The 22,349-nt window shown below is 55.4% G+C and carries 16 protein-coding genes; 5 read left to right on the forward strand and 11 right to left on the reverse strand.

Going from position 1 to position 22,349, the window contains the following annotated elements:
* Positions 1-58 precede the first annotated feature (58 nt).
* The 5 genes from JK621_RS07300 to JK621_RS07320 all read right to left on the reverse strand — a co-directional run bounded on the left by JK621_RS07300 (position 59) and on the right by JK621_RS07320 (position 7,691).
* On the reverse strand, positions 59-1,249 hold the full coding sequence (locus JK621_RS07300) for an amino acid aminotransferase (protein WP_212559235.1): 1,191 nt from the start codon (positions 1,247-1,249) through the stop codon (positions 59-61).
* A gap of 244 nt (positions 1,250-1,493) precedes the next feature.
* Positions 1,494-2,603, reverse strand: a complete 1,110-nt coding sequence (gene ompC, locus JK621_RS07305; RefSeq protein WP_283249349.1) for a porin OmpC — start codon at positions 2,601-2,603, stop codon at positions 1,494-1,496.
* 300 nt (positions 2,604-2,903) lie between these two features.
* Positions 2,904-4,304 (reverse strand): asparagine--tRNA ligase, encoded by a 1,401-nt coding sequence (gene asnS, locus JK621_RS07310; protein WP_006320763.1) that lies wholly within the window; start codon positions 4,302-4,304, stop codon positions 2,904-2,906.
* Positions 4,305-4,530: 226 nt separating this feature from the next.
* Positions 4,531-5,736, reverse strand: coding sequence for a nicotinate phosphoribosyltransferase (gene pncB / locus JK621_RS07315; protein WP_212559236.1), 1,206 nt, complete (start codon positions 5,734-5,736; stop codon positions 4,531-4,533).
* A gap of 254 nt (positions 5,737-5,990) precedes the next feature.
* Positions 5,991-7,691, reverse strand: coding sequence for a GGDEF domain-containing protein (locus JK621_RS07320; protein ID WP_212559237.1), 1,701 nt, complete (start codon positions 7,689-7,691; stop codon positions 5,991-5,993).
* Between the two features lie 425 nt (positions 7,692-8,116).
* On the opposite strand from JK621_RS07320, the gene pepN reads away from it, so the two are divergent.
* Complete coding sequence (pepN, locus tag JK621_RS07325) at positions 8,117-10,732, forward strand: aminopeptidase N (protein ID WP_212559238.1); 2,616 nt, start codon at positions 8,117-8,119, stop codon at positions 10,730-10,732.
* Positions 10,733-10,773: 41 nt separating this feature from the next.
* On the opposite strand, the gene ssuB is transcribed toward pepN, so the two are convergent.
* Genes ssuB through ssuE form a run of 5 tightly spaced genes read right to left on the reverse strand, consistent with a single transcriptional unit; the run spans position 10,774 to position 15,092 of the window.
* Complete coding sequence (gene ssuB, locus JK621_RS07330) at positions 10,774-11,550, reverse strand: aliphatic sulfonates ABC transporter ATP-binding protein (RefSeq protein WP_212559239.1); 777 nt, start codon at positions 11,548-11,550, stop codon at positions 10,774-10,776.
* The gene (ssuC, locus tag JK621_RS07335) at positions 11,547-12,338 is read right to left on the reverse strand and encodes an aliphatic sulfonate ABC transporter permease SsuC (RefSeq protein WP_212559240.1); all 792 of its coding nucleotides are present in this window, start codon (positions 12,336-12,338) and stop codon (positions 11,547-11,549) included. The genes ssuB and ssuC overlap by 4 nt, the downstream gene beginning before the upstream one ends.
* An 11-nt stretch (positions 12,339-12,349) precedes the next feature.
* Entirely contained in the window at positions 12,350-13,498 is a 1,149-nt protein-coding gene (gene ssuD, locus JK621_RS07340) for an FMNH2-dependent alkanesulfonate monooxygenase (protein ID WP_212559241.1), read from the reverse strand.
* Between the two features lie 16 nt (positions 13,499-13,514).
* Positions 13,515-14,480: a sulfonate ABC transporter substrate-binding protein gene (locus JK621_RS07345; RefSeq protein ID WP_212560150.1), complete on the reverse strand. Its 966-nt coding sequence runs from the start codon at positions 14,478-14,480 to the stop codon at positions 13,515-13,517.
* A 33-nt stretch (positions 14,481-14,513) separates the two neighbouring features.
* Positions 14,514-15,092, reverse strand: coding sequence for an NADPH-dependent FMN reductase (gene ssuE, locus JK621_RS07350; protein WP_212559242.1), 579 nt, complete (start codon positions 15,090-15,092; stop codon positions 14,514-14,516).
* A 258-nt stretch (positions 15,093-15,350) separates the two neighbouring features.
* Between ssuE and pyrD the strand changes: the two genes are divergently transcribed.
* Together pyrD and JK621_RS07360 are read left to right on the forward strand one after the other, a co-directional pair.
* On the forward strand, positions 15,351-16,361 hold the full coding sequence (gene pyrD, locus JK621_RS07355) for a quinone-dependent dihydroorotate dehydrogenase (protein ID WP_212559243.1): 1,011 nt from the start codon (positions 15,351-15,353) through the stop codon (positions 16,359-16,361).
* Positions 16,362-16,535: 174 nt separating this feature from the next.
* Entirely contained in the window at positions 16,536-17,084 is a 549-nt protein-coding gene (locus JK621_RS07360) for a cell division protein ZapC (protein WP_212559244.1), read from the forward strand.
* 6 nt (positions 17,085-17,090) lie between these two features.
* Here the strand turns inward: JK621_RS07360 and JK621_RS07365 are convergent, their stop codons facing one another.
* Positions 17,091-18,194, reverse strand: a complete 1,104-nt coding sequence (locus tag JK621_RS07365) for a YcbX family protein (RefSeq protein WP_212559245.1) — start codon at positions 18,192-18,194, stop codon at positions 17,091-17,093.
* Between the two features lie 103 nt (positions 18,195-18,297).
* Between JK621_RS07365 and rlmKL the strand changes: the two genes are divergently transcribed.
* Together rlmKL and JK621_RS07375 are read left to right on the forward strand one after the other, a co-directional pair.
* Positions 18,298-20,418 (forward strand): bifunctional 23S rRNA (guanine(2069)-N(7))-methyltransferase RlmK/23S rRNA (guanine(2445)-N(2))-methyltransferase RlmL, encoded by a 2,121-nt coding sequence (gene rlmKL / locus JK621_RS07370; RefSeq protein ID WP_212559246.1) that lies wholly within the window; start codon positions 18,298-18,300, stop codon positions 20,416-20,418.
* 5 nt (positions 20,419-20,423) lie between these two features.
* Complete coding sequence (locus JK621_RS07375) at positions 20,424-22,331, forward strand: ABC transporter ATP-binding protein (protein WP_212559247.1); 1,908 nt, start codon at positions 20,424-20,426, stop codon at positions 22,329-22,331.
* Positions 22,332-22,349 lie beyond the last annotated feature (18 nt).

Below are 22,349 nucleotides of genomic sequence, written 5' to 3' on the forward strand. Positions count from 1 at the left end.
GGCAGAAATAACTAAGGGGCGCTAAAAGCGCCCCTTTTGTATTTGCAGCAGCAACGTTTTACAGCACGGCGACGATGGCTTCGCACAGCGGCGCCATATTGTCCGGCGTCATGCCCGCAACGTTGATGCGGCCGGAGTTGACCGCATAAACGCCAAACTCTTCGCGCAGGCGCAGCACCTGCTCTTTGCTCAACCCGCTGAACGAGAACATACCGTTCTGGTTGATGATAAAGCTGAAGTCCTGCTCTGCGCCTTTCTCTTGCAGCGTATTGACGAACAGCTGACGCATGCGATGGATACGCTGACGCATATCGGTCAGTTCCTGTTCCCACAAGGCACGCAGCGCATCGTCGCCCAGGATGGTCGCCACGACGGCGGCACCGTGCGACGGTGGGTTGGAGTAGTTGGCGCGAATAGCGGCTTTCACCTGGCTGAAGGCGCGATCTGCGGTTTCTGCATCGGCGGCTACGATCGTGCAGGCACCGACGCGTTCATTGTACAGGCCGAAGTTCTTCGAGTAAGAACTGGCGACGATCAGTTCCTGGTGTTTGGCGGCGAAAATACGCAGGCCCTGCGCATCTTCTTCCAATCCTTTCGCAAAACCCTGGTAGGCGAAGTCGAACAGCGGCAACCAGCCGTTGGCGACGGACAGCTCTGCCAGCTGCGCCCACTGCTCGGCGGTAGGGTCGATGCCGGTCGGGTTATGGCAGCAGCCGTGGAACAGCACCACATCGCCGGCCTGAGCCTGTTTCAAGCTATTCAGCAGGCCATCGAAATCCAGCGCATGGTTGGCGGCATCGTAGTAGGCGTATTCCAGGACTTCCAGGCCAACGGCGCTGAACACGTTTTTGTGGTTCGGCCAGCTTGGGTTACTGATCCAGATGCGTTTTGCGCTGGTCTGGTTGGCGATAAAGTCCGCTGCCACACGCAGGCCGCCGGTGCCACCAGGTGTTTGCGCAGTACGTGCACGCTTGTCGGCGATGATTGGGCTTTGTTTGCCGAACAGCAGCTCTTGCGTGCAGTTGGCGAACGCAGGGATACCTTCAATGCCGAGATAGTTTTTGGTGGTTTCATTTTCCAGCAGATATTGCTCAGCTTTTTTCACGCTGGTCAGCACCGGCGTTTTACCGGTTTCGTCTTTGTAAACGCCAATACCCAGATTGATTTTATTAGGGCGGGCGTCCGCGCGGAAAATGTCGGTCAGACCCAGGATTGGGTCGGCGGGTGCAGCAGTGATTTTTTCAAACATGTCAGGTGCTTCCATGGCTCGGAGTTAAGCAGACAGAAGCATCAGGGTAGCGCCAGTTATGCGCTTTGCCAACCGTTTGCGAGAAAAACACATCGATCTTGTGAAGGGGGCTGGTTCGGCATAAAAAATGAGGGAGAAGGGGGCGTTGGCAGAATAAAAAGTTACTCGCGGCATAAAAAAAAAACAGGGCCGAAGCCCTGTTTTTTCACTGACTCGGCAAAAATGTTGCCGTTAAGCCATCAGATTAGAACTGGTACTGCAAGCCAACACCAACGATGTTGTCGGTAGAGACACCGGCAGCTTTGGTGTAATCGGTGTCGTCCAGCAGGTTGATTTTGTAATCAACATAGGTGGACATGTTTTTGTTGAAGTAGTAGTAGGTGCCTACAGAGATGTATTTAACCAAATCTGCATCGCCGCCAGAGAACTTAGCACCGTTGCCTGATACTGAATCCAGGTGTTTGCCTTTGGATTCCAGGTATGCCAAGGATGGACGCAGGCCGAAATCGAATTGATACTGAGCAACCAACTCGATGTTTTGAGTTTTGTCGGCAACTTGATCGGTGTTACCAAATGGCGTGGTGTTACGGGTTTCACCGTAGATCGCAGCCAGGTAAACGTTGTTCGCATCGTATTTAGCACCGAAAGCGTAAGATTCAGCTTTGTTGCCGCTGTGGATCGCTTTCTGCTCGTCGGTACGGTTCGAAGAAGAGTAAGCACCGGTGATGCTCACGCCAGCGCCGATGTCGTAGGCAGAAGAAATACCGAAGCCGTCACCGTTCTGGGTGTTACGCTTGCCTTCGCCGCTACGATCGTTCTGGTTTTTGCCTTGGTATTGCAGCGCGAAGCTCAGGCCATCAACCAGACCGAAGAAATTGTTGTTACGATAAGTTGCCAGGCCATTAGCACGACCAGTCATATAGTTATCGTTATTGTAGAAGGTATCATCGCCGAACACTGGCAGTTGGTCAGTGTAAGCTTCTACATCGTACAGTACGCCGTAGTTACGACCGTAGTCGAATGAACCGTAGTCACCGAATTTCAGACCTGCGAAGCCCAGACGAGTCTTGGTGCCTTTGGTGCCATCTGATTCAGCATGGTTAGCCTGAACGTTGTATTCCCACTGGCCGTAACCGGTCAGTTGGTCAGCAATCTGAGTTTCACCTTTGAAGCCGAAACGAACATAGGTCTGATCGCCGTCATCGCCTTTGTTATCGGAAAACTGGTGGCGTGCGTCAACTTTGCCGTACAGATCCAGCTTGTTGCCGTCTTTGTTGTAGATTTCAGCTGCGTTTGCTGCACCAGCAGCTAACAGAGCCGGGATTACCACTGCAAGAATGTTGCGCTTCATCATTATTACCCTCATTGGTGTTATTCGGACACCTTTGCCACTGCCGCCAATAATTCTTTTGGAACTATTGTAGATAGATTGGTGTCGTCCTGTGTCTGCACGCAGTGTTCCATTCGCAGGCGGGTTAATCTAGAACGAAAATGCTACCAATGTCCTAATGAGGTTTCAAAAGGAAAGTATATGTAACAAAATGTAATGTTTAGGGAACTTTGTGACGCGGGTCAATATTAAAAAATGCGAAGGGCCAGCAAAGCTGGCCCTGGTTTTGTAACTAAATTATTTGGAAATGTTTAGACTGATTAATTAAAAGCTTGCGTTACGCGGTGTGCGTGGGAACGGAATGACATCACGTACGTTTTGCACGCCAGTCACATAGGCGATTAAACGTTCAAAGCCTAAACCGAAACCGGCATGAGGAACGGTGCCGTAGCGACGCAGATCACGATACCACCAGTAATCTTCTTTATTCAGACCCATAGCTTCCAGGCGCTGATCCAATATGTCCAAACGTTCCTCACGTTGGGCACCACCGATGATCTCGCCAATGCCAGGAGCCAGCACGTCCATGGCCGCGACGGTTTTGCCGTCGTCGTTCATGCGCATGTAGAAAGCTTTGATGTCTTTCGGGTAGTTTTTCACCACCACCGGCGCTTTAAAGTGTTTCTCGGCCAGATAACGCTCATGTTCGGAAGACAGGTCGATGCCCCAGGATACCGGGTTTTCGAAGGTCTGGCCGGAGGCGATCAGGATTTCCACCGCTTCGGTGTAATCTACCTGGGCGAAATCGGAAGAAACAAAGCGCTTCAGGCGCTCAATCGCATCTTTGTCCACACGCTCGGCGAAGAACTGCATGTCATCCATACGCTCGTTCAATACGGCCTGGAACACATACTTCAGCATTTTTTCCGCCAGTTCGGCGATGTCTTCGAGATCGGCAAACGCCACTTCCGGTTCGATCATCCAAAATTCCGCCAGGTGGCGGCTGGTGTTGGAGTTCTCTGCGCGGAAGGTTGGGCCGAAGGTATACACTTTCGACAGCGCACAGGCGTAGGTTTCGCCATTCAACTGGCCGGAAACGGTCAGGAAAGCTTCTTTGCCGAAAAAGTCCTGGCTGAAATCAACCGCGCCTTTATCGGTGCGCGGCAGGTTTTCCAGGTCGAGCGTCGAAACCCGGAACATTTCGCCGGCGCCTTCGGTATCGGAGGCGGTGATCAGCGGGGTGGAAACCCAGAAGAACCCGTTCTCGTGGTAGAAACGGTGGATCGCCTGCGCCAGCGTATGACGCACGCGGGCCACGGCGCCGATCAGGTTGGTGCGTGGGCGCAGGTGAGCCACCTCGCGCAGGTACTCGATGCTGTGGCGCTTGGCCGCCATCGGGTAAGTGTCCGGATCGTCAACCCAGCCAACGACTTTGATGGCGGTCGCCTGCAGTTCGAAACTCTGGCCTTCGCCCGGTGAGGCAACGACTTTGCCGGTGACTTCAATCGAACAGCCGGTGGTCAGATGCAGCACTTCATCCTGATAATTCGGCAGAGAATTATTAACGACGGCCTGTAACGGATCAAAGCAGGAACCGTCATAGACGGCCAGGAAGGAGATACCAGCTTTAGAATCTCTCCGGGTACGCACCCAACCGCGTACGGTGACTTCACTGTCAACCGCAGCACGGCCTTGCAGTACGTCGACTACAGGCACTACGCTCATAGATTTCTCTCTTTATAATTTGGTTTGGAAATAGCTTACAACCCAACAATATGGGGATGCTGCTATGTTACTTGCCGCGATGCAGAGCACAAGCAGAAATCGCCGGATTGGTGCAACATTTCTTGGGGCTGGGCGAAAAGGGAGCGACGGAAAGTGTCTTAATAAACGATAAAAAGCCGGCCTGAAGTTTTCGGCCGGCTTTTTATCGTTTGCAGCGGCTGGCCGCTTAGCTGGCTTTCTTCACCAGTGGCAGATCGAAGGCTTTGCGCAACGCCTTCACAAAGGCCTGATCCTGGCAGATGGTTTTACCCGGGCTGTCGGACAGTTTAGCCACCGGCTTGCCCTTGCATTCGACCAGTTTGATGACGATATTCAGCGGTTTCACGCCCGGAATGTCACAGGTCAGGCGCGTGCCGATACCGAATACTAGGTTGATGCGCTGATAGAAGTGGCGATAAAGCGCCAATGCCTTGTCCAGATCCAGGTTGTCGGAGAACACCAACGTTTTGCTCATCGGATCGATACCCAATTTCTGGTAATGCGCGATGGCTTTTTCACCCCATTCAAACGGGTCGCCGGAGTCATGGCGCAGCCCCTGATAACGCGGCGCGAACTGCGGGCCGAAATCGCGCAGGAAGGCGTCCATGGCGATACAGTCGGTCAGCGCGATGCCGAGCTGGTCTGGGTACTCGTCCAACCAGGCCTGCAATGCTGCGCGCTGGCTGTTGGCCAGCACCGGGCTTATCTGTTGATGCGCCTGGAACCATTCATGCGCCTGGGTGCCCACTGGCGTCAGGCCGAGTTGATGCGCCAGATCGTAATTGCTGGTACCGACCAGGTAAGGGAATTCGTTTTTCAGCGTGCTGACGATCGCCTGCTGCACGCTTTTGGAGAAGCGGCGGCGGGTGCCGAAATCCATCAGTTTGAAGCGGGAGATATCCACATCGGCGCTCACGGCTTTGAACTGCGCCAGTTTGCTGCGCAGATGCGCTACCGCCATGTCCGGCGTGACCTGCGGCGAGCGGTGACGGTGCACCACTTCGCTGATCACCGCCAGCAGGGGGACTTCCCACAAAATCACTTCGCGCCACGGGCCGGCAATGCGGATATGCAGTCTGCCGTCGCGATCGTCGATCTGAACCTGCTGCGGGTCATAGCGGAAATCACGCAACCAGCTTAGGTAGTCCTGGCGGAAGAAAGGCAACCCTGAAAGATAGCCAAATTCAGCCTCGGTCAGCGCCAGTTGGCTCATCAGCGCGACTTGCGCACGGATTTCGTCGGCATATTCGCCCAGCAGTTCATCACCACGGCAGCGAAATTCCGCCGCCACGCTGATCGCGGGGTAGCGATGGAACACGGCTTGCTGCATATGAAGCTTGTAAGCGTCAGTATCAAGCAGCGATGTCAAAATCGGGGAAGCGTATTGAGTCATAGCGCGTTACTGCATCCTCGTCAGGCGCGAGTCCAAATCCGGATAGTCATAAAAAGTTGAGCGAGTATACCCGGATTATCCTGTTATTGAAGCTGCATCACACCACAAATCGCCGGAGCGGGTCGAGGATTAAACGTGCCTTTATGTCGGCTTGCCGTCAGGTTTCCGGCAGAAAAGCCAGATAAGCCTGTAAGGTGAATGACTTAGCCTAATTAGTCATAAAAATTATAATGTTAATTATTTTAAACAACAATTCAGATAAAACCGGTTGGCGTGTGAATGCTGATCCGATCCTTACCGTTTTTCTTGCAGAAATAGAGCGCTTCATCCGCCTGTTTGATCGCCGTCGGCAATAGCCCGAGGCTGTTTACCTGGGCAATACCGCAACTGGTCGTGAAACTCACGGTTTGCCCGTCGTCGAGGGTGAGGGCGAGCTGGTGGGTACGCTCGCGCAGCTTGGACATGATTTCTCGCGCATTCTCAAGCGTGCAGTTGCCGAGGATCACGGCGAATTCTTCACCGCCATAGCGGCAAAAAATGTCGCTGGAGCGGAAGGCGTCCTGCAGCAATTTGCCGAAGGCCACCAGTGCACGGTCGCCGATATCATGCCCGTAGTTGTCATTCAGTTTTTTGAAATTATCGATATCAATCAAACAGAAGGCCAATGGGTAGCTGCGCGCTGCCAGGGATTCGCATTCGCGGAAGAACTTGCGGCGGTTATAGATATTGGTCAGAGGATCAAGAAACGAAGAGGCTTCCAGCTCTTTGATCAACAGATGTTTTTCATTTTCCAGCGTCACCTTTTCCAATTGATACTGTTTTAGCTGTTTAATGGCGTCGCTGATGGCGATTAACTCCTGGCCGTAAAACACCTCATTGCGGTCGATGTGCATATTGCCGCGCGACAAGCGTAAAATATTATTATGTGTTTTCGTCAGCCAGCGGCTGATATTTGAACAGTAAACCAGCGTCGGCAGGAAAATAAACAGTACGATCAGACCACCGAGAGAAATCAAGCCATAAATAGCCGTCTGGCTGGTGTAGATCTTATGCTGTGATGCGACGATTTCCAGTTCAAAACTGCGTTGATAAAGCCGTTGCGAAAGCTCGCTCAGATTTTTGACGTACTGATAAATAAAATCGGCGGAGTAGGGGGTATGATTATTGATTGCGGTATACAACCCTTGGGTAATCCGGTCGATCTGCCCTTTCGAAAGCTGGCGGAGCAGCTCATTCACCAGCAGGGTGGTGGGGACATCGTTGTAGGTCAGCTTCATAAAAATAAGTCGGGTGCTTAGCGCATTCAATACCCCGGTGAGCTGTATGGCTTTCAGATAGGCGTATTTTCGCTCCAGCTGATTGGTGTTCACGTCAATGACCTGATCGATTAATTCGGTCAGGGACATATTCAGTCGGTTATTCAGGCGCACGGCTTCCAGAAACAGAAACGAGTCGGCATCGAGCATGCGGGTATCGTAGGTATAACGGTAGTAGCTTTTGCTGGTCTGAGAAATGTAATAGGCGCTGTTGATATTAAACAGATTGGCATTGGCATCGGTCACATATGAAAGTTGTCGATTATCGTTATCCAGCAATTGTTCCATCAGGCCGAGCATGGAAAGCGCGGCGACTTTTTGTCGTATACCGAGCTGTTGAGAAATCTCGCTGTCGATATGCGGCTTGAAGCGGGCAATTTTTTCGCGCGCCAGGCTGTCGGCCTCCTGCCATTGCGCCGGGGTAATGTTTGCATTAACCAGGCTCAGGCGTTTTAAACGGTGCGCCAACAGGGTGGCTTGAAACGCCTCCGAGATCTCTTTGGCGCGATTTATCTTATACAGGTTAAATTGATTGTCGCGATAGTCGGTATGAGCTTCAATCAGCTCATCGGAAATAAATATGGCGAACGATGACATCAGGGCAAAGGTAAAAAAATAGATCAGATATTTTACTTTCATACTGCCGGGAGTCCTTGAGCCAGATTTTTCAATTATATCATCGAGTCAGCCGAAATGTCTTAACTATACCCACAGAGAGTCCATCGGTGGGTAGCGGCACAGGAGAGGTTGAAATGAGGATATCCTCCGAAAGTATAAAGCATCCGCAAGTGGGTAACGTGAAGAGAGGCTTTTAGCATTAAATGCTGATTTTTGCTCTGCATCAGGTGAAGGAGCCTGATGGAGTGGGCTATTCGGCGACAACATTAGGATCCACCTCCGATTTCTCCATTCCGGTACCCCGGCATCTCTAGGCTTTTTTCGTGGCTGTGATACAGTTTATTTACAATCAGGTTCATCGATATTTTCGCGCCTCTGCGGCGGCAGAAATAAGCCAATGATGACCACCTGGAACCTGTAACTCACTGATACGTCAAAGGGTTTTTATGACACAACTGCCACAGGCGAAGTATCGCCACGATTATCGCGCGCCAGACTACAGCATCACCGACATTGATTTGGATTTTGAGCTGGACGCAGAAACGACACGCGTCACCGCAGTCAGCAAGATTAAACGCCAGGGCGCTGCCGATGCGGCGCTGGTGCTGAACGGCGAAGATCTGACGCTGGTGAGTATTCAGATCGACGGGCAGCCGTGGAGCGCCTATCAGCTGCAGGATAACAAGCTGGTTATCGAGAAATTACCAGCACAATTTACCATGACCATCGTCAATGATATTCACCCGGCGAAGAATACCGCGCTCGAAGGGTTGTATCTGTCAGGCGAAGCGCTGTGTACCCAGTGTGAGGCGGAAGGTTTCCGCCACATCACCTATTACCTGGACCGTCCGGACGTGTTGGCGCGCTTCACTACCCGCATTGTGGCGGATAAGGCGCGTTATCCGTTCCTGCTGTCGAACGGCAACCGCGTGGGCCAGGGTGAACTGGATGATGGGCGTCACTGGGTGCAGTGGCAGGATCCGTTCCCAAAACCTTGTTACCTGTTTGCGCTGGTGGCCGGTGATTTCGACGTGCTGCGCGACAGCTTCACCACCCGTTCCGGGCGTGAGGTGGCGCTGGAACTGTTCGTTGACCGTGGCAACCTGGATCGCGCCGATTGGGCGATGACCTCACTGAAGAACTCGATGAAATGGGACGAAACCCGTTTCGGTCTGGAATACGACCTCGACATTTATATGATTGTGGCCGTCGATTTCTTCAATATGGGGGCAATGGAGAACAAAGGGTTAAATATCTTCAACTCCAAATACGTGCTGGCGAAAGCGGAAACCGCCACCGACAAGGATTACCTGAATATCGAAGCGGTGATTGGCCACGAATATTTCCACAACTGGACCGGCAACCGCGTGACCTGTCGCGATTGGTTCCAGCTTAGCTTGAAAGAAGGCCTGACGGTGTTCCGCGATCAGGAGTTCAGTTCAGATCTGGGTTCGCGCTCGGTCAACCGTATCGATAACGTGCGTGTCATGCGCGGCGCGCAGTTCGCCGAGGACGCCAGCCCGATGGCGCACGCGATTCGTCCGGATAAAGTGATCGAAATGAACAACTTCTACACCCTGACGGTGTACGAGAAAGGGTCCGAAGTGATCCGCATGATGCACACGCTGCTGGGCGAAGAACAGTTCCAGAAGGGCATCCAACTGTATTTCGAGCGCCATGACGGCAGCGCAGCAACCTGCGACGATTTCGTTCAGGCGATGGAGGATGCCTCCAATGTCGATCTGTCGCTGTTCCGCCGCTGGTACAGCCAGTCCGGCACGCCGTTACTGACCGTTCGTGATGAATACGATGCAGAGCATCAGCAGTATCGCCTGCACGTCAGCCAAAAAACCGAGCCGACTGCCGATCAGCCAGAGAAGCTGCCATTGCATATTCCTCTGGATATCGAATTGTACGATGCCGAAGGCAACGTGATTGCCCTGCAGAAAGACGGTGCGGCGATCGGTAACGTGCTGAACGTCACCGAAGCCGAGCAGACCTTTGTGTTTGACGGCGTGGCGCACAAGCCGGTGCCTTCGCTGTTGCGCGAGTTTTCGGCGCCGGTGAAGCTGGATTACCCGTACAGCGATCAGCAACTGACTTTCCTGATGCAGCATGCGCGCAATGAGTTTGCCCGTTGGGACGCGGCGCAGAGTCTGCTGGCTACCTATATCAAACTGAACGTTGCCAAGCATCAGCAGAAACAGCCTCTGTCTCTGCCGTTGCACGTTGCCGACGCGTTCCGTGCGGTGTTGCTGGACGAGAAACTGGATCCGGCGCTTGCCGCGCAGATCCTGACGCTGCCTTCGGAAACCGAGATTGCCGAGCTGTTCGCCACTATCGATCCGGAAGCTATCGCCGCGGTGCATGAATCTATTGTCCGTTGCCTGGCGAAGGAAATGGCCGACGAGTGGCTGGCGGTTTATAACGCCAACAAAACCGACGGTTACCGGGTGGAGCATGCCGATATCGGCAAACGCGCTCTGCGCAACCTGTGCCTGGGTTATCTGGCCTTTGGCGATGAGGCGCTGGCCGATCGGCTGGTGGCTGAGCAGTATCGTCAGGCGGACAACATGACCGATTCGCTGGCGGCGCTGGCGGCGGCGGTAGCGGCGCAGTTGCCGTGTCGCGATGCGCTGATGTCGTCGTTCGATGAACGCTGGCATCAGGATGGCCTGGTCATGGACAAATGGTTCGTGTTGCAGGCGACCAGCCCGGCGGCGGACGTGCTGACCCAGGTACGCGGCCTGCTGAAGCACCGTTCTTTCAGCCTGAGCAATCCAAACCGTACCCGTTCGCTGATCGGCGGTTTCGCTTCCGCCAACCCGGCGGCGTTCCATGCGGCGGACGGCAGCGGTTATCAGTTCCTGGTGGAGATCCTCAGCGATCTGAACCAGCGCAACCCGCAGATTGCCGCTCGTTTGATTGAACCTTTGATCCGCCTGAAACGCTATGATGCTTCGCGTCAGGCTCTGATGCGCAAGGCGCTCGAACAGTTGAAAGGGCTGGAAAACCTCTCCGGCGATCTGTTCGAGAAAGTCAGCAAAGCGCTCGACGCATAAAAACCGACCAGGGACGGCGCTGCGACATGCCGTCCCTGGTTTCAATTCGTTGCCTGGCGTGGGCGTTCAGCCAGCGGTGGGGGCGGTGACAGCACCCTGTCCAGTACCTCGGCTTCCAGTTCCGCCAGCCTGGCCGATCCTTTACGGCGGGGGCGTGGCAGATCAATCGTCAGATCCAGCCCGATACGGCCCTCCTCAATCAAGATCACCCGATCCGCCAGCGCAATGGCTTCGCTGACATCGTGCGTCACCAGCAGTACAGTGAAACCATGCTGTTGCCACAGGCCTTCAATCAGCCCCTGCATTTCAATCCTGGTTAACGCATCAAGCGCTCCCAAAGGTTCGTCCAGCAACAGCAGGCGAGGACGATGAATCAGTGCGCGTGCCAGCGCCACTCGCTGTTTTTGCCCGCCGGACAGTGCTGCCGGCCATTCATTGGCGCGATCGGCCAACCCAACGGCTTCCAGCGCCTGCAACGCGTCGGCATGCCAGTCGCCGCGCAGGCCGAGGCCCACGTTGTCGATCACCCTTTTCCATGGCAGCAGGCGTGCATCCTGAAACATCAGGCGGGTATCCTCTTTGGCGCTGGCGAGGGGCGCGTTTCCACTAAGCAACGCGCCGCCGCTGGCTTTTTCCAACCCGGCCATCAAACGCAGCAGCGTGCTTTTGCCACAACCGCTGCGGCCGACCACGGCGACGAATTGCCCGGCATGAATGCGTAACTGAATATTGTCCAGCACCGTACGGTTGCCATAGCGTTTGGCAATAGAGTCCAGCGTAACCGGGGTGCCTTGGGGAATGCGGGCGGGAGTCGTCATAGCGCTTCTCCTTTAAGTTGATAAGCCGGATGCCAGCGCAGCCAGACGCGTTCCAGCAACTGCGCGCTGACGTCCGCCAGCTTGCCGAGCAGGGCATACAGCACAATCGCCACCACCACCACGTCGGTCTGCAGGAATTCGCGAGCGTTCATCGCCAGATAACCAATCCCCGAGTTGGCGGAAATGGTTTCGGCCACGATCAGCGTCAGCCACATAAAGCCCAGAGCGAAACGTACGCCGACCATGATCGAGGGCAACGCGCCCGGCAATACCACCTGGGTAAATAACCGGAAACCGCTCAGACCATAGCTGCGCGCCATTTCAAGCAGACCGCGATCGATATTCTTGATGCCGTGATAGGTATTCAGGTAGATAGGGAACAGGGTGCCCAGCGCGACCAGAAAAATCTTGGCGGATTCATCGATGCCGAACCACAAGATCACCAACGGGATCAGCGCCAGATGCGGCACGTTACGGATCATCTGCACCGAGCTGTCCAACAGGCGTTCGCCCCAGCGCGACAAACCGGTGATAAAACCCAGCGCCAGCCCGATGCTGCCGCCGATGCTAAAACCGATCAGCGCGCGCCAACTGCTGATGGTCAGGTGTTGCCACAGCTCGCCGCTTTTGGTTAGCGTCCAAAAAGCGGTCACGACTGCGCTCGGCGCCGGCAGAATACGGTTCGACAACCAGCCGGCTTCAACGGAGATTTGCCAGAGAACCACCAGCGCGACCGGTAACGCCCAGGGTGCCAGTCGGTGCAAGATGCGTTGTGTGCCGTTTGCCATAGGGCTGCTCCTCAGCTTTGCGACGCTTTTTGCGGCATGTAAATATTGGCGACCACTTCGCCCTGCGGTTTGACCGGACGGCGTTGGATGGGGGCTTCGTTTTGCGCCAAATCGAGATGCGGGAACAGCAGCTCGCCGACGCGATAAGCTTCTTCCAGATGCGGGTAACCGGACAAAATAAAGGTATCGATGCCCAGATCGGCATATTCCTGCATGCGCGCCGCCACCGTCGGGCCATCGCCGACCAGCGCGGTGCCGGCGCCGCCGCGTGCCAGGCCAACCCCGGCCCACAGGTTAGGGCTGATCTCCAGATTGTCTTTCTTGCCGCCGTGCAGTGCCGCCATGCGCCGTTGCCCAACGGAGTCAAAACGGGCGAAGGCTGCCTGTGCGTTGGCGATGGTCTCTTCATCCAGATTGGCGATCAGCCGATCGGCCGCCCGCCAGGCTTCTTCTGTGGTTTCACGCACGATCACATGCAAACGAATACCGAAACGCACCGTGCGGCCTTTGGCTGCGGCTTTGGCGCGCACTTCGGCAATTTTTTCTTTTACCTGCGCCGGCGGCTCCCCCCAGGTGAGGTACATTTCAACCTGTTCGGCGGCCAGATCCTGAGCGGCGGCAGAGGATCCGCCAAAATACAGCGGCGGACGCGGCAGTTGCACCGGCGGATACAGCAACTTGGCGCCTTTCACCTGAATATGCTTACCCTGGAAATCGACGGTTTCCCCTTCCAACACCTTACGCCAAACATGGGTGAACTCTGCCGAGGCCTCATAGCGTTCTTCGTGGTTCAGGTGCAGACCTTCTGCCGCCAGTTCTTCGGGATCACCGCCGGTGACCAGGTTAAACAGCGCCCGGCCGTTGGAAAGACGATCCAGCGTCGCGGCCTGGCGAGCGGCTAGCGTGGGGGAAATGATGCCGGGGCGCAGAGCCACCAGGAACTTCAAGCGTTGGGTGACCGGGATCAGTGAGGCCGCGACCAGCCAGGAGTCCTCGCAAGAGCGGCCGGTGGGGATCAGCACGCCGCCGAAACCCAGCCGGTCAGCGGCCTGAGCGATCTGCTGCAAATAGCCGTAATCTACGCTGCGTGCGCCTTCCGTGCTGCCAAGATAATGGCCGTCGCCGTGAGTAGGTAAAAACCAGAATACATTTAAGCTCATAGCTTGTTCTCCAAAGTTATTGTGCGCTCGGGTGCCAGATGCGTTGAGAGATATCGACCTTCACCGGCACCAAACGGTTGGCATAAAACAGATCGGCGGTTTGCTGTTGGGCGGCAATGGTGTGCGCATCCAAAGGTTTAATGGCCGTCGGGGGGCGATGGTCCAGATAAGTGGCGATCACCTTTTCCGGCAGGCCCATGGCGTTTGCCAACAGCGTGACGCTTTGCGCGCGATCGCTGCGGGTCAGTGCGTCGGCCTGGGTCAGCACATCAAGAACCTGGCTGATAAAGGGCCCGTGCGCTTGTGCATAGGGGCGAACCGCCAAATAAAACGAACCGGTTTGATTCAGATCACTGCCGTCGCCCAACACCCGCACGCCACCCTGCAGCAATGCGGCGGAATAGTAGGGATCCCAAATCGCCCAGGCATCAACGTTGCCTTGCTGGAAGGCGGCGCGGGCATCGGCCGGGGTCAGGTAAATGGGGTGGATATCGGTAAATTTCAGCCCGGCTTTCTGCAGTGAGCGCAACAGCAGGTTGTGGGAACTGGAGCCTTTCTGGAAGGCGACCTTGTGGCCTTTCAGCTCGGCGACGGTTTTGATCGGGCTGTTTTCCGGTACCAGAATCACTTCCGCTTTGGGTTTTGGCGGTTCCACGCCGACGTAAAGCAGATCGGCGCCTGCGGCCTGGGCGAAAATTGGCGGGATGTCGCCGGTGCTGCCCAGATCGATACTGCCGACGTTCAGCGCTTCGAGCATTTGCGGGCCGGCGGGGAATTCTATCCAACTGATTTTGGTCGAGGGAAAACGCTGTTCCAGCAGCCGATGGGTTTTTGCCAATACCAGGCTGACCGATCCCTTTTGATAACCGATGCGGAACTGCGCCGGATCCTGCGCGTTGGCGGCATTGCTCCAGGCAAGAGAGAGGATGCCGGCTAATGTGCCGGCGCCAAGCCAGCGGCGGAGTGAATAAAGTCGCTTCATCATGCTGTCCTTTTCCTTATATGCTCTTCTCTGTCAGGCGGTTTGACGGGCAAACAGGGAAGGGGAGAGCTTGACCGTGGGCGGCTTGCGGCGGCCGAGCGCAAGATAAAAGCTTTCCAGCGCCTCTTCCAGGCGGGTCGCCACGCCGTCAGACAGGCTGATCTCTTCACCTTGCAGCACCACCTGGCTGTCGTCGGCAAACACACCGTGCAGCACTTCTTGCGCTTTCAACGCCGCCAGCACCGGCTTGAGGGCGTAGTCCACCGCCAGCATGTGGCCAATGGAGCCGCCGGTGGCCAGCGGCAACACGACCTTATGGTCCAGGGCACGTTCCGGCAGCAGATCCAGCAGGGTTTTCAGCGCGCCGGAGAACGAGGCTTTATAGACCGGCGTCGACACCAGCAAACCGTCTGCCTGAGCTAACTGCTCGGCAAAAGCTTTGATTGCCGGGCTGTTAAAATTGGCGTAAAGCAAATCCTCGGCATCGAAATCGTGCAGCGTGTAGGCAATCACTTCCACGCCTTGTTGCTGCAACCAGTTTTGACTCAGGGTAAGCAGCGCGGCTGAGCGCGAGGGGATGCGGGGGCTGCCGGCCAGTGATATAACGCGCATTGCCACTCCTTATAACTAAAAGTTAGGTTTAATCAGGAAATGTTCATGATCTGTTTTAAAACTATCAGTTAGGAGCGGGTTGCTTAAATCTCATTTTTTGATTTTGATATGCGCAAATGCGGATTGGCGGTGATCTGGGCCAGCCAGAGGAAAACGATTGCGTAAAAACCGCTTTTTTTTGCTTTTAATCAATTCCAATTGATCGGGGGATGCCGGATAATCGGCCCCCGGTTTGCAACCGGGAAATCAGGAGAGTACATGTACTACCCCATCATCAGGAAAGCGTTGTTCCAGCTCGATCCCGAGCGTGCGCATGAATTGACCTTTCATCAGCTTCGCCGTATCACCGGCACCCCGTTAGAATTTCTCATTCGTCAGTCTGTGCCGACCAAGCCGGTTAGCTGCATGGGGCTCTCTTTTAAAAACCCATTGGGGTTGGCCGCCGGTCTGGATAAAGATGGCGAGTGCATCGATGCGTTCGGCGCCATGGGGTTTGGCTTTGTCGAAGTCGGCACTGTGACGCCACGTCCGCAGGCGGGCAATGATAAGCCGCGCCTGTTCCGTATCGTGGAAGCAGAAGGCCTGATCAACCGCATGGGTTTTAATAACCAGGGGGTGGATAATCTGGTTGAAAACGTTAAAAAATCCCATTTTGGCGGTATTTTGGGGATCAATATCGGCAAGAATAAAGACACCCCGGTAGAGCAAGGAAAAGACGATTATCTGGTCTGCATGGATAAAGTTTATCCGTATGCCGGCTATATCGCGATTAACATTTCGTCACCAAATACACCGGGGTTACGATCCTTACAGTATGGTGAAGCGTTGGACGATCTTTTAGCCGCGATTAAAAATAAGCAGCAGGAATTGCATGCGCGGCACCACAAATATGTACCGGTCGCGGTAAAGATCGCGCCGGATCTTTCTGAAGAAGAATTGATCCAAATAGCCGACAGCCTGGTGCGCCATAATATAGATGGCGTGATTGCGACCAATACCACGCTGGATCGCAAGTTGATCCAGGGGCTGAATTACTGCGAGCAAACGGGGGGCCTTAGCGGTCGTCCGCTGCAGGCGAGCAGCACTGAAGTGATCCGCCGCCTGTCGATTGAGCTGCAGGGGCGTTTGCCGATTATCGGCGTTGGCGGAATTGACTCTCTGACCGCCGCGCGCGAAAAAATGGCAGCCGGAGCTTCGCTGGTGCAAATTTATTCCGGGTTTATCTTCCACGGTCCGCGCCTGATTAAAGATATCGTTAACTACATCTAATATTTTTTGTTTCATTTTCCGCCGGGGGTTTATTTCTTTCCCCGGCTCGTCTATATTTTGTCCACTAGCATAAATATCGTTCGCGGAATTATCTGATGTTTGAGCTATTTTATCGGTGATAAAATCGCCTTTTGGGTAAATACGGCGTGGCATGGGCAGCGAGAAGGATAAGAGATGAAGATAAAACCTGACGATAATTGGCGTTGGTATTTTGATGCCGAACACGATCGGCTAATGCTGGATTTAGCCAATGGGATGATCTTTCGCTCACGCTTCCCGGCCAAAATGTTAACGCCGGACGCCTTCGATGAATGCGCCTTTTGCGTTGATGACGCTGCGCTTTATTTTAATTATGAAGAGCAGTGCAAACAGATCAAGCTCAGCCATGAGCAACGCGCCGAGTTGGTATTAAACGCTCTGGTGGCCTACCGTTTCCTGAAACCATTGATGCCGAAAAGCTGGCATTTCGCCCAGCAACACTACCCGCTGCAGCCGAAAAACGGCGAGTTGGCGGCGGTGAAGGTCATGGAATGCGGCACGGATGCCCGTCTGTTGGTGGTGGAAGCCGGCGATAACGCCAGCCTGTGTCTGCTGGCGCAAAATCAGCTGTCGCTGGCCGGGCGTACCATGGTGCTGGGTGATGCGATCAAGGTGATGCACGATCGCCTTAAACCTTGCGCGCAGGATGAAGCTTCCGCCCCGGCTTACGACAGGGCGGTATAAGGCAGATTACGCCAGCGTCAAATCGCTTTTGGGAATACAGCTGCAGGAAAGAATGGTGCCGTTGCCGGCGATCGCGCTTTTCTTCAGCGGTGCCACTTCGCCACTGACCAATTCAATACGGCAACTGCCGCAAATCCCCGCACGGCACGAATAAGGCACGCGGATCCCTTGCTGTTCCAACTGCTCCAGCAAGATCTGCTGATTATTGCCGGTAAATACCTTCCCCGCGTATTCGATGGTGACGCTCTGCGCGCTGTCTTGCGGCACCTGCACGCTTTCAACCACTTTACCTGCGCCATAAGGGCGGGGCGGCTTGGTGGATAACACTTCCACCGCATCGCCAACGCGGATAATGCCGCTGTTGCGCGCCACCATATTTTGGCCGAAGTCGATATCGCCGTTATCGGCGGTGCGGAATTTTTGCAGGGTGCTCAGTGGTTCGCCGCTGGGGTGTTTGCGCCCGCGCTCGGTGCTGACGGTGGTGAGCACGCAGCGGCTGCACGGTTTTACCAGATCGAACATCACGTCACCGACGCGGATCACCTGCCAGCCGTCTTCGGCCCAGGCGCTGGCACCGGTCACCACCAGATTGGGGCGGAACTGTTCCAGCTTGATACTGCCGGGGCAACGTTGCTGCAAATCATTGAATGAGGCTTCGTTAATCAGCAGATAAGGGTAACCGTCGGCGAAAGACAGAGGGATTTCCGGGTGCTTCTTGACTCGCCGGGTCAGCTCAGGGCCGAGCCAACGCAACTGAACCTCACGCTGGAAATAACCGCTCAGCCAGCTGTTAATAGCCTGCGGCGCAATCAGGGCGGTGAAATGGTTGCCCCACACCTCGGTTGGCTGCGCCTCGGCGGCGAAATCGTCGAAGCGAATGGCGGCGCTTTCCCCGTCGGGCGCACTCAGGAACAGGCCGTCCGCCAGCAGTGCAGGCGTAAACAGAACCATCTGCGGATATTGGCGTGCGGTAATAAAGGTGCCATCCGGCTCGGTGATCATAAAAGTGCGGTCGAACGCCAGACCGCTGCTGGAAACCTGGGCGTGAGAAAGTTGCAGACCCCGAAGCGATTTAACCGGATGAACGTACAGCCTGGAAAGCGTAATCACCCTTGCCCCCGTGCGATTATTAAATAGAAGGGAGCAACTTTATGACAAGCGGTCTGGATTAGCTATAATGCGCAACAATTTTCTTTTTGGTGATAAGTACGATATGAACTCTCTGTTTGCCAGCACGGCGCGTGGACTGGAAGAACTGTTAAAAAGCGAACTGGAAGCGCTGGGCGCTCACGCCTGCAAAGTGGTGCAGGGTGGGGTACATTTTCAGGGTGACGATCGTCTTCTGTACCAAAGCCTGCTGTGGAGCCGTCTGGCCTCACGTATTTTGTTGCCGCTCAATGAATTCCGCGTACACAGCGATCTGGATCTGTACCTTGGCGTGCAGGCGATCGACTGGACGAGCATTTTTGGCGTGGATAAAACCTTCGCCGTGCACTTCAGCGGCGTTAACGAAGAGATCCGTAACAGCCAATATGGCGCGCTGAAGGTCAAGGACGCCATTGTCGACAGCTTCACCCGCAAGATCGATCAACGCCCGACGGTAGCGAAGCAACAGCCGGACATTCGCGTTAACGTGTTCCTGCAACGCGATATGGCCAGCGTAGCGCTTGATCTGAGCGGTGAAGGCCTGCATCAGCGCGGCTACCGCGATCTGACCGGCCAGGCGCCTCTGAAGGAAAGCCTGGCAGCTGCCATTGTGCAACGTTCAGGCTGGCAACCGGGCACGCCGATGCTTGATCCGATGTGCGGTTCAGGCACCTTGCTGATTGAAGCGGCGATGATTGCTTCCGATCGCGCGCCGGGCTTGCACCGGCAGCACTGGGGCTTTACTGCCTGGAACGGCCACAATGCCGATTTGTGGCGTGAAGTGATCACCGAAGCGCAGGTGCGCGCACGCCGCGGTTTGCAGGAAACCACTTCGCGTTTCTTCGGCTCGGATATCGACCGCCGGGTGATCGAGATGGCACGCGGCAACGCCCGCCGTGCCGGCGTCGCCGAACTGATTACCTTTAACGTCAGCGACGTCAGCAAACTGACTAACCCGCTGCCGGAAGGCCCTAAGGGCACCGTGGTCAGCAACCCGCCTTACGGTGAGCGTCTGGAAAGCGAACCGGCGCTGATTGCGCTGCATAACATGCTGGGCCGCATCATGAAGAGCGCCTTCGGCGGCTGGCAACTGTCGCTGTTCAGCGCGTCGCCGGAGCTGCTGAGCTGTCTGCAACTGCGTGCCGAACGCCAGTTCAAAGCTAAAAACGGCCCGCTGGATTGCGTACAGAAAAACTACCAATTGGCGGAGAACCCGCAGGGCGCCGGCGGCGTGCTGGCCGCGGAAGACTTTGCCAACCGTCTGCGCAAAAACCTGAAGAAGCTCGACAAATGGGCCAAGCAGCAGGGCATTGAATGCTATCGCCTGTATGATGCCGACCTGCCGGAATACAATGTCGCGGTTGACCGTTACGGCAGCAAGGTTGTGGTACAGGAGTATGCGCCGCCGAAAACCGTCGATGCGCAGAAGGCGCGTCAGCGTCTGTTCGACGTGATCAACGCCACGCTGTCTGTGCTGGAGCTGCCGTCCAATCAGTTGATCCTGAAAACCCGTGAGCGTCAGAAAGGCAAAAACCAGTACGAAAAGCTGGCTCAGAAAGGCGAGTTCTTGCTGGTGGAAGAATTTAACGCCAAGCTGTGGGTTAACCTGACCGATTATCTCGATACCGGTTTGTTCCTCGATCACCGCATCGCGCGTCGCATGTTGGGTGAGATGAGCAAAGGCAAAGACTTCCTCAACCTGTTCGCTTATACCGGCACCGCCAGCGTGCATGCCGGGCTGGGCGGCGCGCGCAGCACCACTACCGTGGATATGTCGCGTACCTACCTGGAATGGGCGGAGAAGAACCTGCGCGTCAATGGCCTGACCGGTAAACAGCATCGATTGATCCATGCGGACTGTCTGTCATGGCTGCATAATGCCGACGAACAGTTCGACGTGATCTTTATCGACCCGCCGACGTTCTCCAACTCCAAGCGTATGGAGAACACCTTTGACGTCCAGCGCGATCATCTGGTGCTGATGCAAGATTTAAAACGGTTGCTGCGCCGTAACGGGACCATCATGTTCTCGAACAACAAGCGCGGTTTCCAGATGGATATGGCCGGCCTGAGCGCGTTGGGTCTTGAGGCGAAAGAGATCACCGCCCAGACGCAGTCGCAGGACTTTGCCCGTAACCGTCAAATTCATAACTGCTGGCTGCTTACTCATGCCGGCGAAGGAAAATAATTACTATGTCGTTAATCAGCATGTCCGGCGCCTGGCTGTCCTTCAGCGATGCGCCACTTTTAGACAACACCGAAATTCATATTGAAGACAACGAGCGCGTTTGTCTGGTTGGGCGCAACGGCGCCGGTAAATCCACGCTGTTGAAGATCCTCGGCAAAGAAATTCCGCTGGACGATGGCCGGGTGATTTATGAGCAGGATCTGATTGTGGCACGTCTGCAGCAGGATCCACCGCGCAATATCGGCGGTACGGTATTCGATTTTGTCGCCGAAGGCGTGGCCGAGCAGGCAGAGCACCTGAAAGCGTATCACGCGATTTCGCATTTGGTGGAAACCGATCCCAGCGAGAAAAATCTGACGCGCATGGCGCAGATTATGGAGATCCTCGATCACCAGGGGCTGTGGCAACTCGACAGCCGCATCAGCGAAGTGCTGTTGCAACTGGGGCTGGACGGCGATGCGGAGCTGTCCTCGCTCTCCGGCGGCTGGCTGCGCAAGGCCGCATTGGGCCGCGCGCTGGTCAGCTCACCGCGCGTGTTGCTGCTCGACGAACCGACCAACCACCTGGATATTTCAACCATCGACTGGCTGGAAGGTTTCCTGAAAGAGTTCCAGGGCAGCATTGTGTTCATCTCCCACGACCGTTCCTTTATCCGCAACATGGCGACGCGCATTGTCGATCTTGATCGCGGCAAACTGGTGTCCTGGCCGGGCAACTACGATCTGTATCTGCTGAGCAAAGAAGAAGCGCTGCGAGTGGAAGAGTTGCAGAACGCCGAATTTGACCGCAAGCTGGCGCAAGAAGAAGTCTGGATCCGCCAGGGCATCAAGGCGCGCCGTACTCGTAACGAAGGCCGCGTACGCGCCCTGAAAGCGCTGCGTAATGAGCGTTCGGAACGCCGTGAAGTGATGGGCACCGCCAAAATGCAGGTGGAAGAAGCGGTGCGCTCCGGCAAGATCGTGTTCGAGATGGAAGACGTCAACTATCAGGTCGGCGATAAAGTACTGGTGCGTAATTTCTCCGCCCAGGTACAGCGCGGCGACAAGATTGCGTTGGTTGGCCCTAACGGTTGCGGTAAAACCACGTTGCTGAAACTGATGCTCGGCCAGCTGAAAGCCGACAGCGGCCGTGTACACTGCGGCACCAAGCTGGAAGTGGCTTACTTTGACCAGCACCGCGCCGATCTGGATCCGGAACGTACGGTGATGGACAACCTGGCGGAGGGCAAACAGGAAGTGATGGTCAACGGCCGCTCCCGCCATGTGTTGGGCTATCTGCAGGACTTCCTGTTCCACCCGAAACGCGCGATGACGCCGGTGAAAGCGCTGTCGGGCGGTGAACGCAACCGCCTGTTGCTGGCCAAGCTGTTCCTGAAACCGAGCAACTTGCTGATCCTCGATGAACCAACCAACGATCTCGACGTCGAAACGCTGGAGTTGCTGGAAGAGTTGATCGATGGCTATCAGGGCACAGTGCTGCTGGTGAGCCACGATCGTCAGTTCGTTGATAACTCGGTGACCGAGTGTTGGATCTTCGAAGGCAAGGGCGTGATCAGCACCTTCGTCGGCGGTTACTACGATGCGCATCATCAACGCGCTACGGCGAAACCGATCCGTCAGGTTGCCGCGGCCGATCAGAATAAACCCTCGGTGGAAAAAAAGGCTGAACAGCCGAAGAAATCAGCGGTTAAACTGAGCTATAACTTGCTGCGTGAGTTGGAACAGTTGCCACAGCGCCTGGAACAGCTGGAAGCGGAAATCGAAGCGCTGCAAGCGCAAATGAGCGACGCGAATTTCTTCACGCGTCCACACAGCGAAACACAGCAGGTGTTGACGGCGCTGGCCGCCGCTGAAGGGGCGCTGGAAGAAGCGTTCGCCCGTTGGGAAGAGCTGGAAGCGATGAAAAACGGCTGACCGTTGAGAATACCGTCC

This window comes from Serratia plymuthica, assembly GCF_018336935.1.
In the GTDB taxonomy this organism is placed as follows: Bacteria; Pseudomonadota; Gammaproteobacteria; order Enterobacterales; family Enterobacteriaceae; genus Serratia; species Serratia plymuthica_B.

Coding starts and splice junctions, on each gene's coding strand:
- JK621_RS07375 (WP_212559247.1), top strand. CDS start 20,424: ATGTCGTTAATCAGCATGTCCGGCGCCTGGCTGTCCTTCAGCGATGCG.
- asnS (WP_006320763.1), bottom strand. CDS start 4,304: ATGAGCGTAGTGCCTGTAGTCGACGTACTGCAAGGCCGTGCTGCGGTT.
- ssuC (WP_212559240.1), bottom strand. CDS start 12,338: ATGGCAAACGGCACACAACGCATCTTGCACCGACTGGCACCCTGGGCG.
- JK621_RS07320 (WP_212559237.1), bottom strand. CDS start 7,691: ATGAAAGTAAAATATCTGATCTATTTTTTTACCTTTGCCCTGATGTCA.
- pepN (WP_212559238.1), top strand. CDS start 8,117: ATGACACAACTGCCACAGGCGAAGTATCGCCACGATTATCGCGCGCCA.
- ssuD (WP_212559241.1), bottom strand. CDS start 13,498: ATGAGCTTAAATGTATTCTGGTTTTTACCTACTCACGGCGACGGCCAT.
- ompC (WP_283249349.1), bottom strand. CDS start 2,603: ATGATGAAGCGCAACATTCTTGCAGTGGTAATCCCGGCTCTGTTAGCT.
- pncB (WP_212559236.1), bottom strand. CDS start 5,736: ATGACTCAATACGCTTCCCCGATTTTGACATCGCTGCTTGATACTGAC.
- JK621_RS07345 (WP_212560150.1), bottom strand. CDS start 14,480: ATGAAGCGACTTTATTCACTCCGCCGCTGGCTTGGCGCCGGCACATTA.
- ssuB (WP_212559239.1), bottom strand. CDS start 11,550: ATGACGACTCCCGCCCGCATTCCCCAAGGCACCCCGGTTACGCTGGAC.
- rlmKL (WP_212559246.1), top strand. CDS start 18,298: ATGAACTCTCTGTTTGCCAGCACGGCGCGTGGACTGGAAGAACTGTTA.
- pyrD (WP_212559243.1), top strand. CDS start 15,351: ATGTACTACCCCATCATCAGGAAAGCGTTGTTCCAGCTCGATCCCGAG.
- ssuE (WP_212559242.1), bottom strand. CDS start 15,092: ATGCGCGTTATATCACTGGCCGGCAGCCCCCGCATCCCCTCGCGCTCA.
- JK621_RS07300 (WP_212559235.1), bottom strand. CDS start 1,249: ATGTTTGAAAAAATCACTGCTGCACCCGCCGACCCAATCCTGGGTCTG.
- JK621_RS07360 (WP_212559244.1), top strand. CDS start 16,536: ATGAAGATAAAACCTGACGATAATTGGCGTTGGTATTTTGATGCCGAA.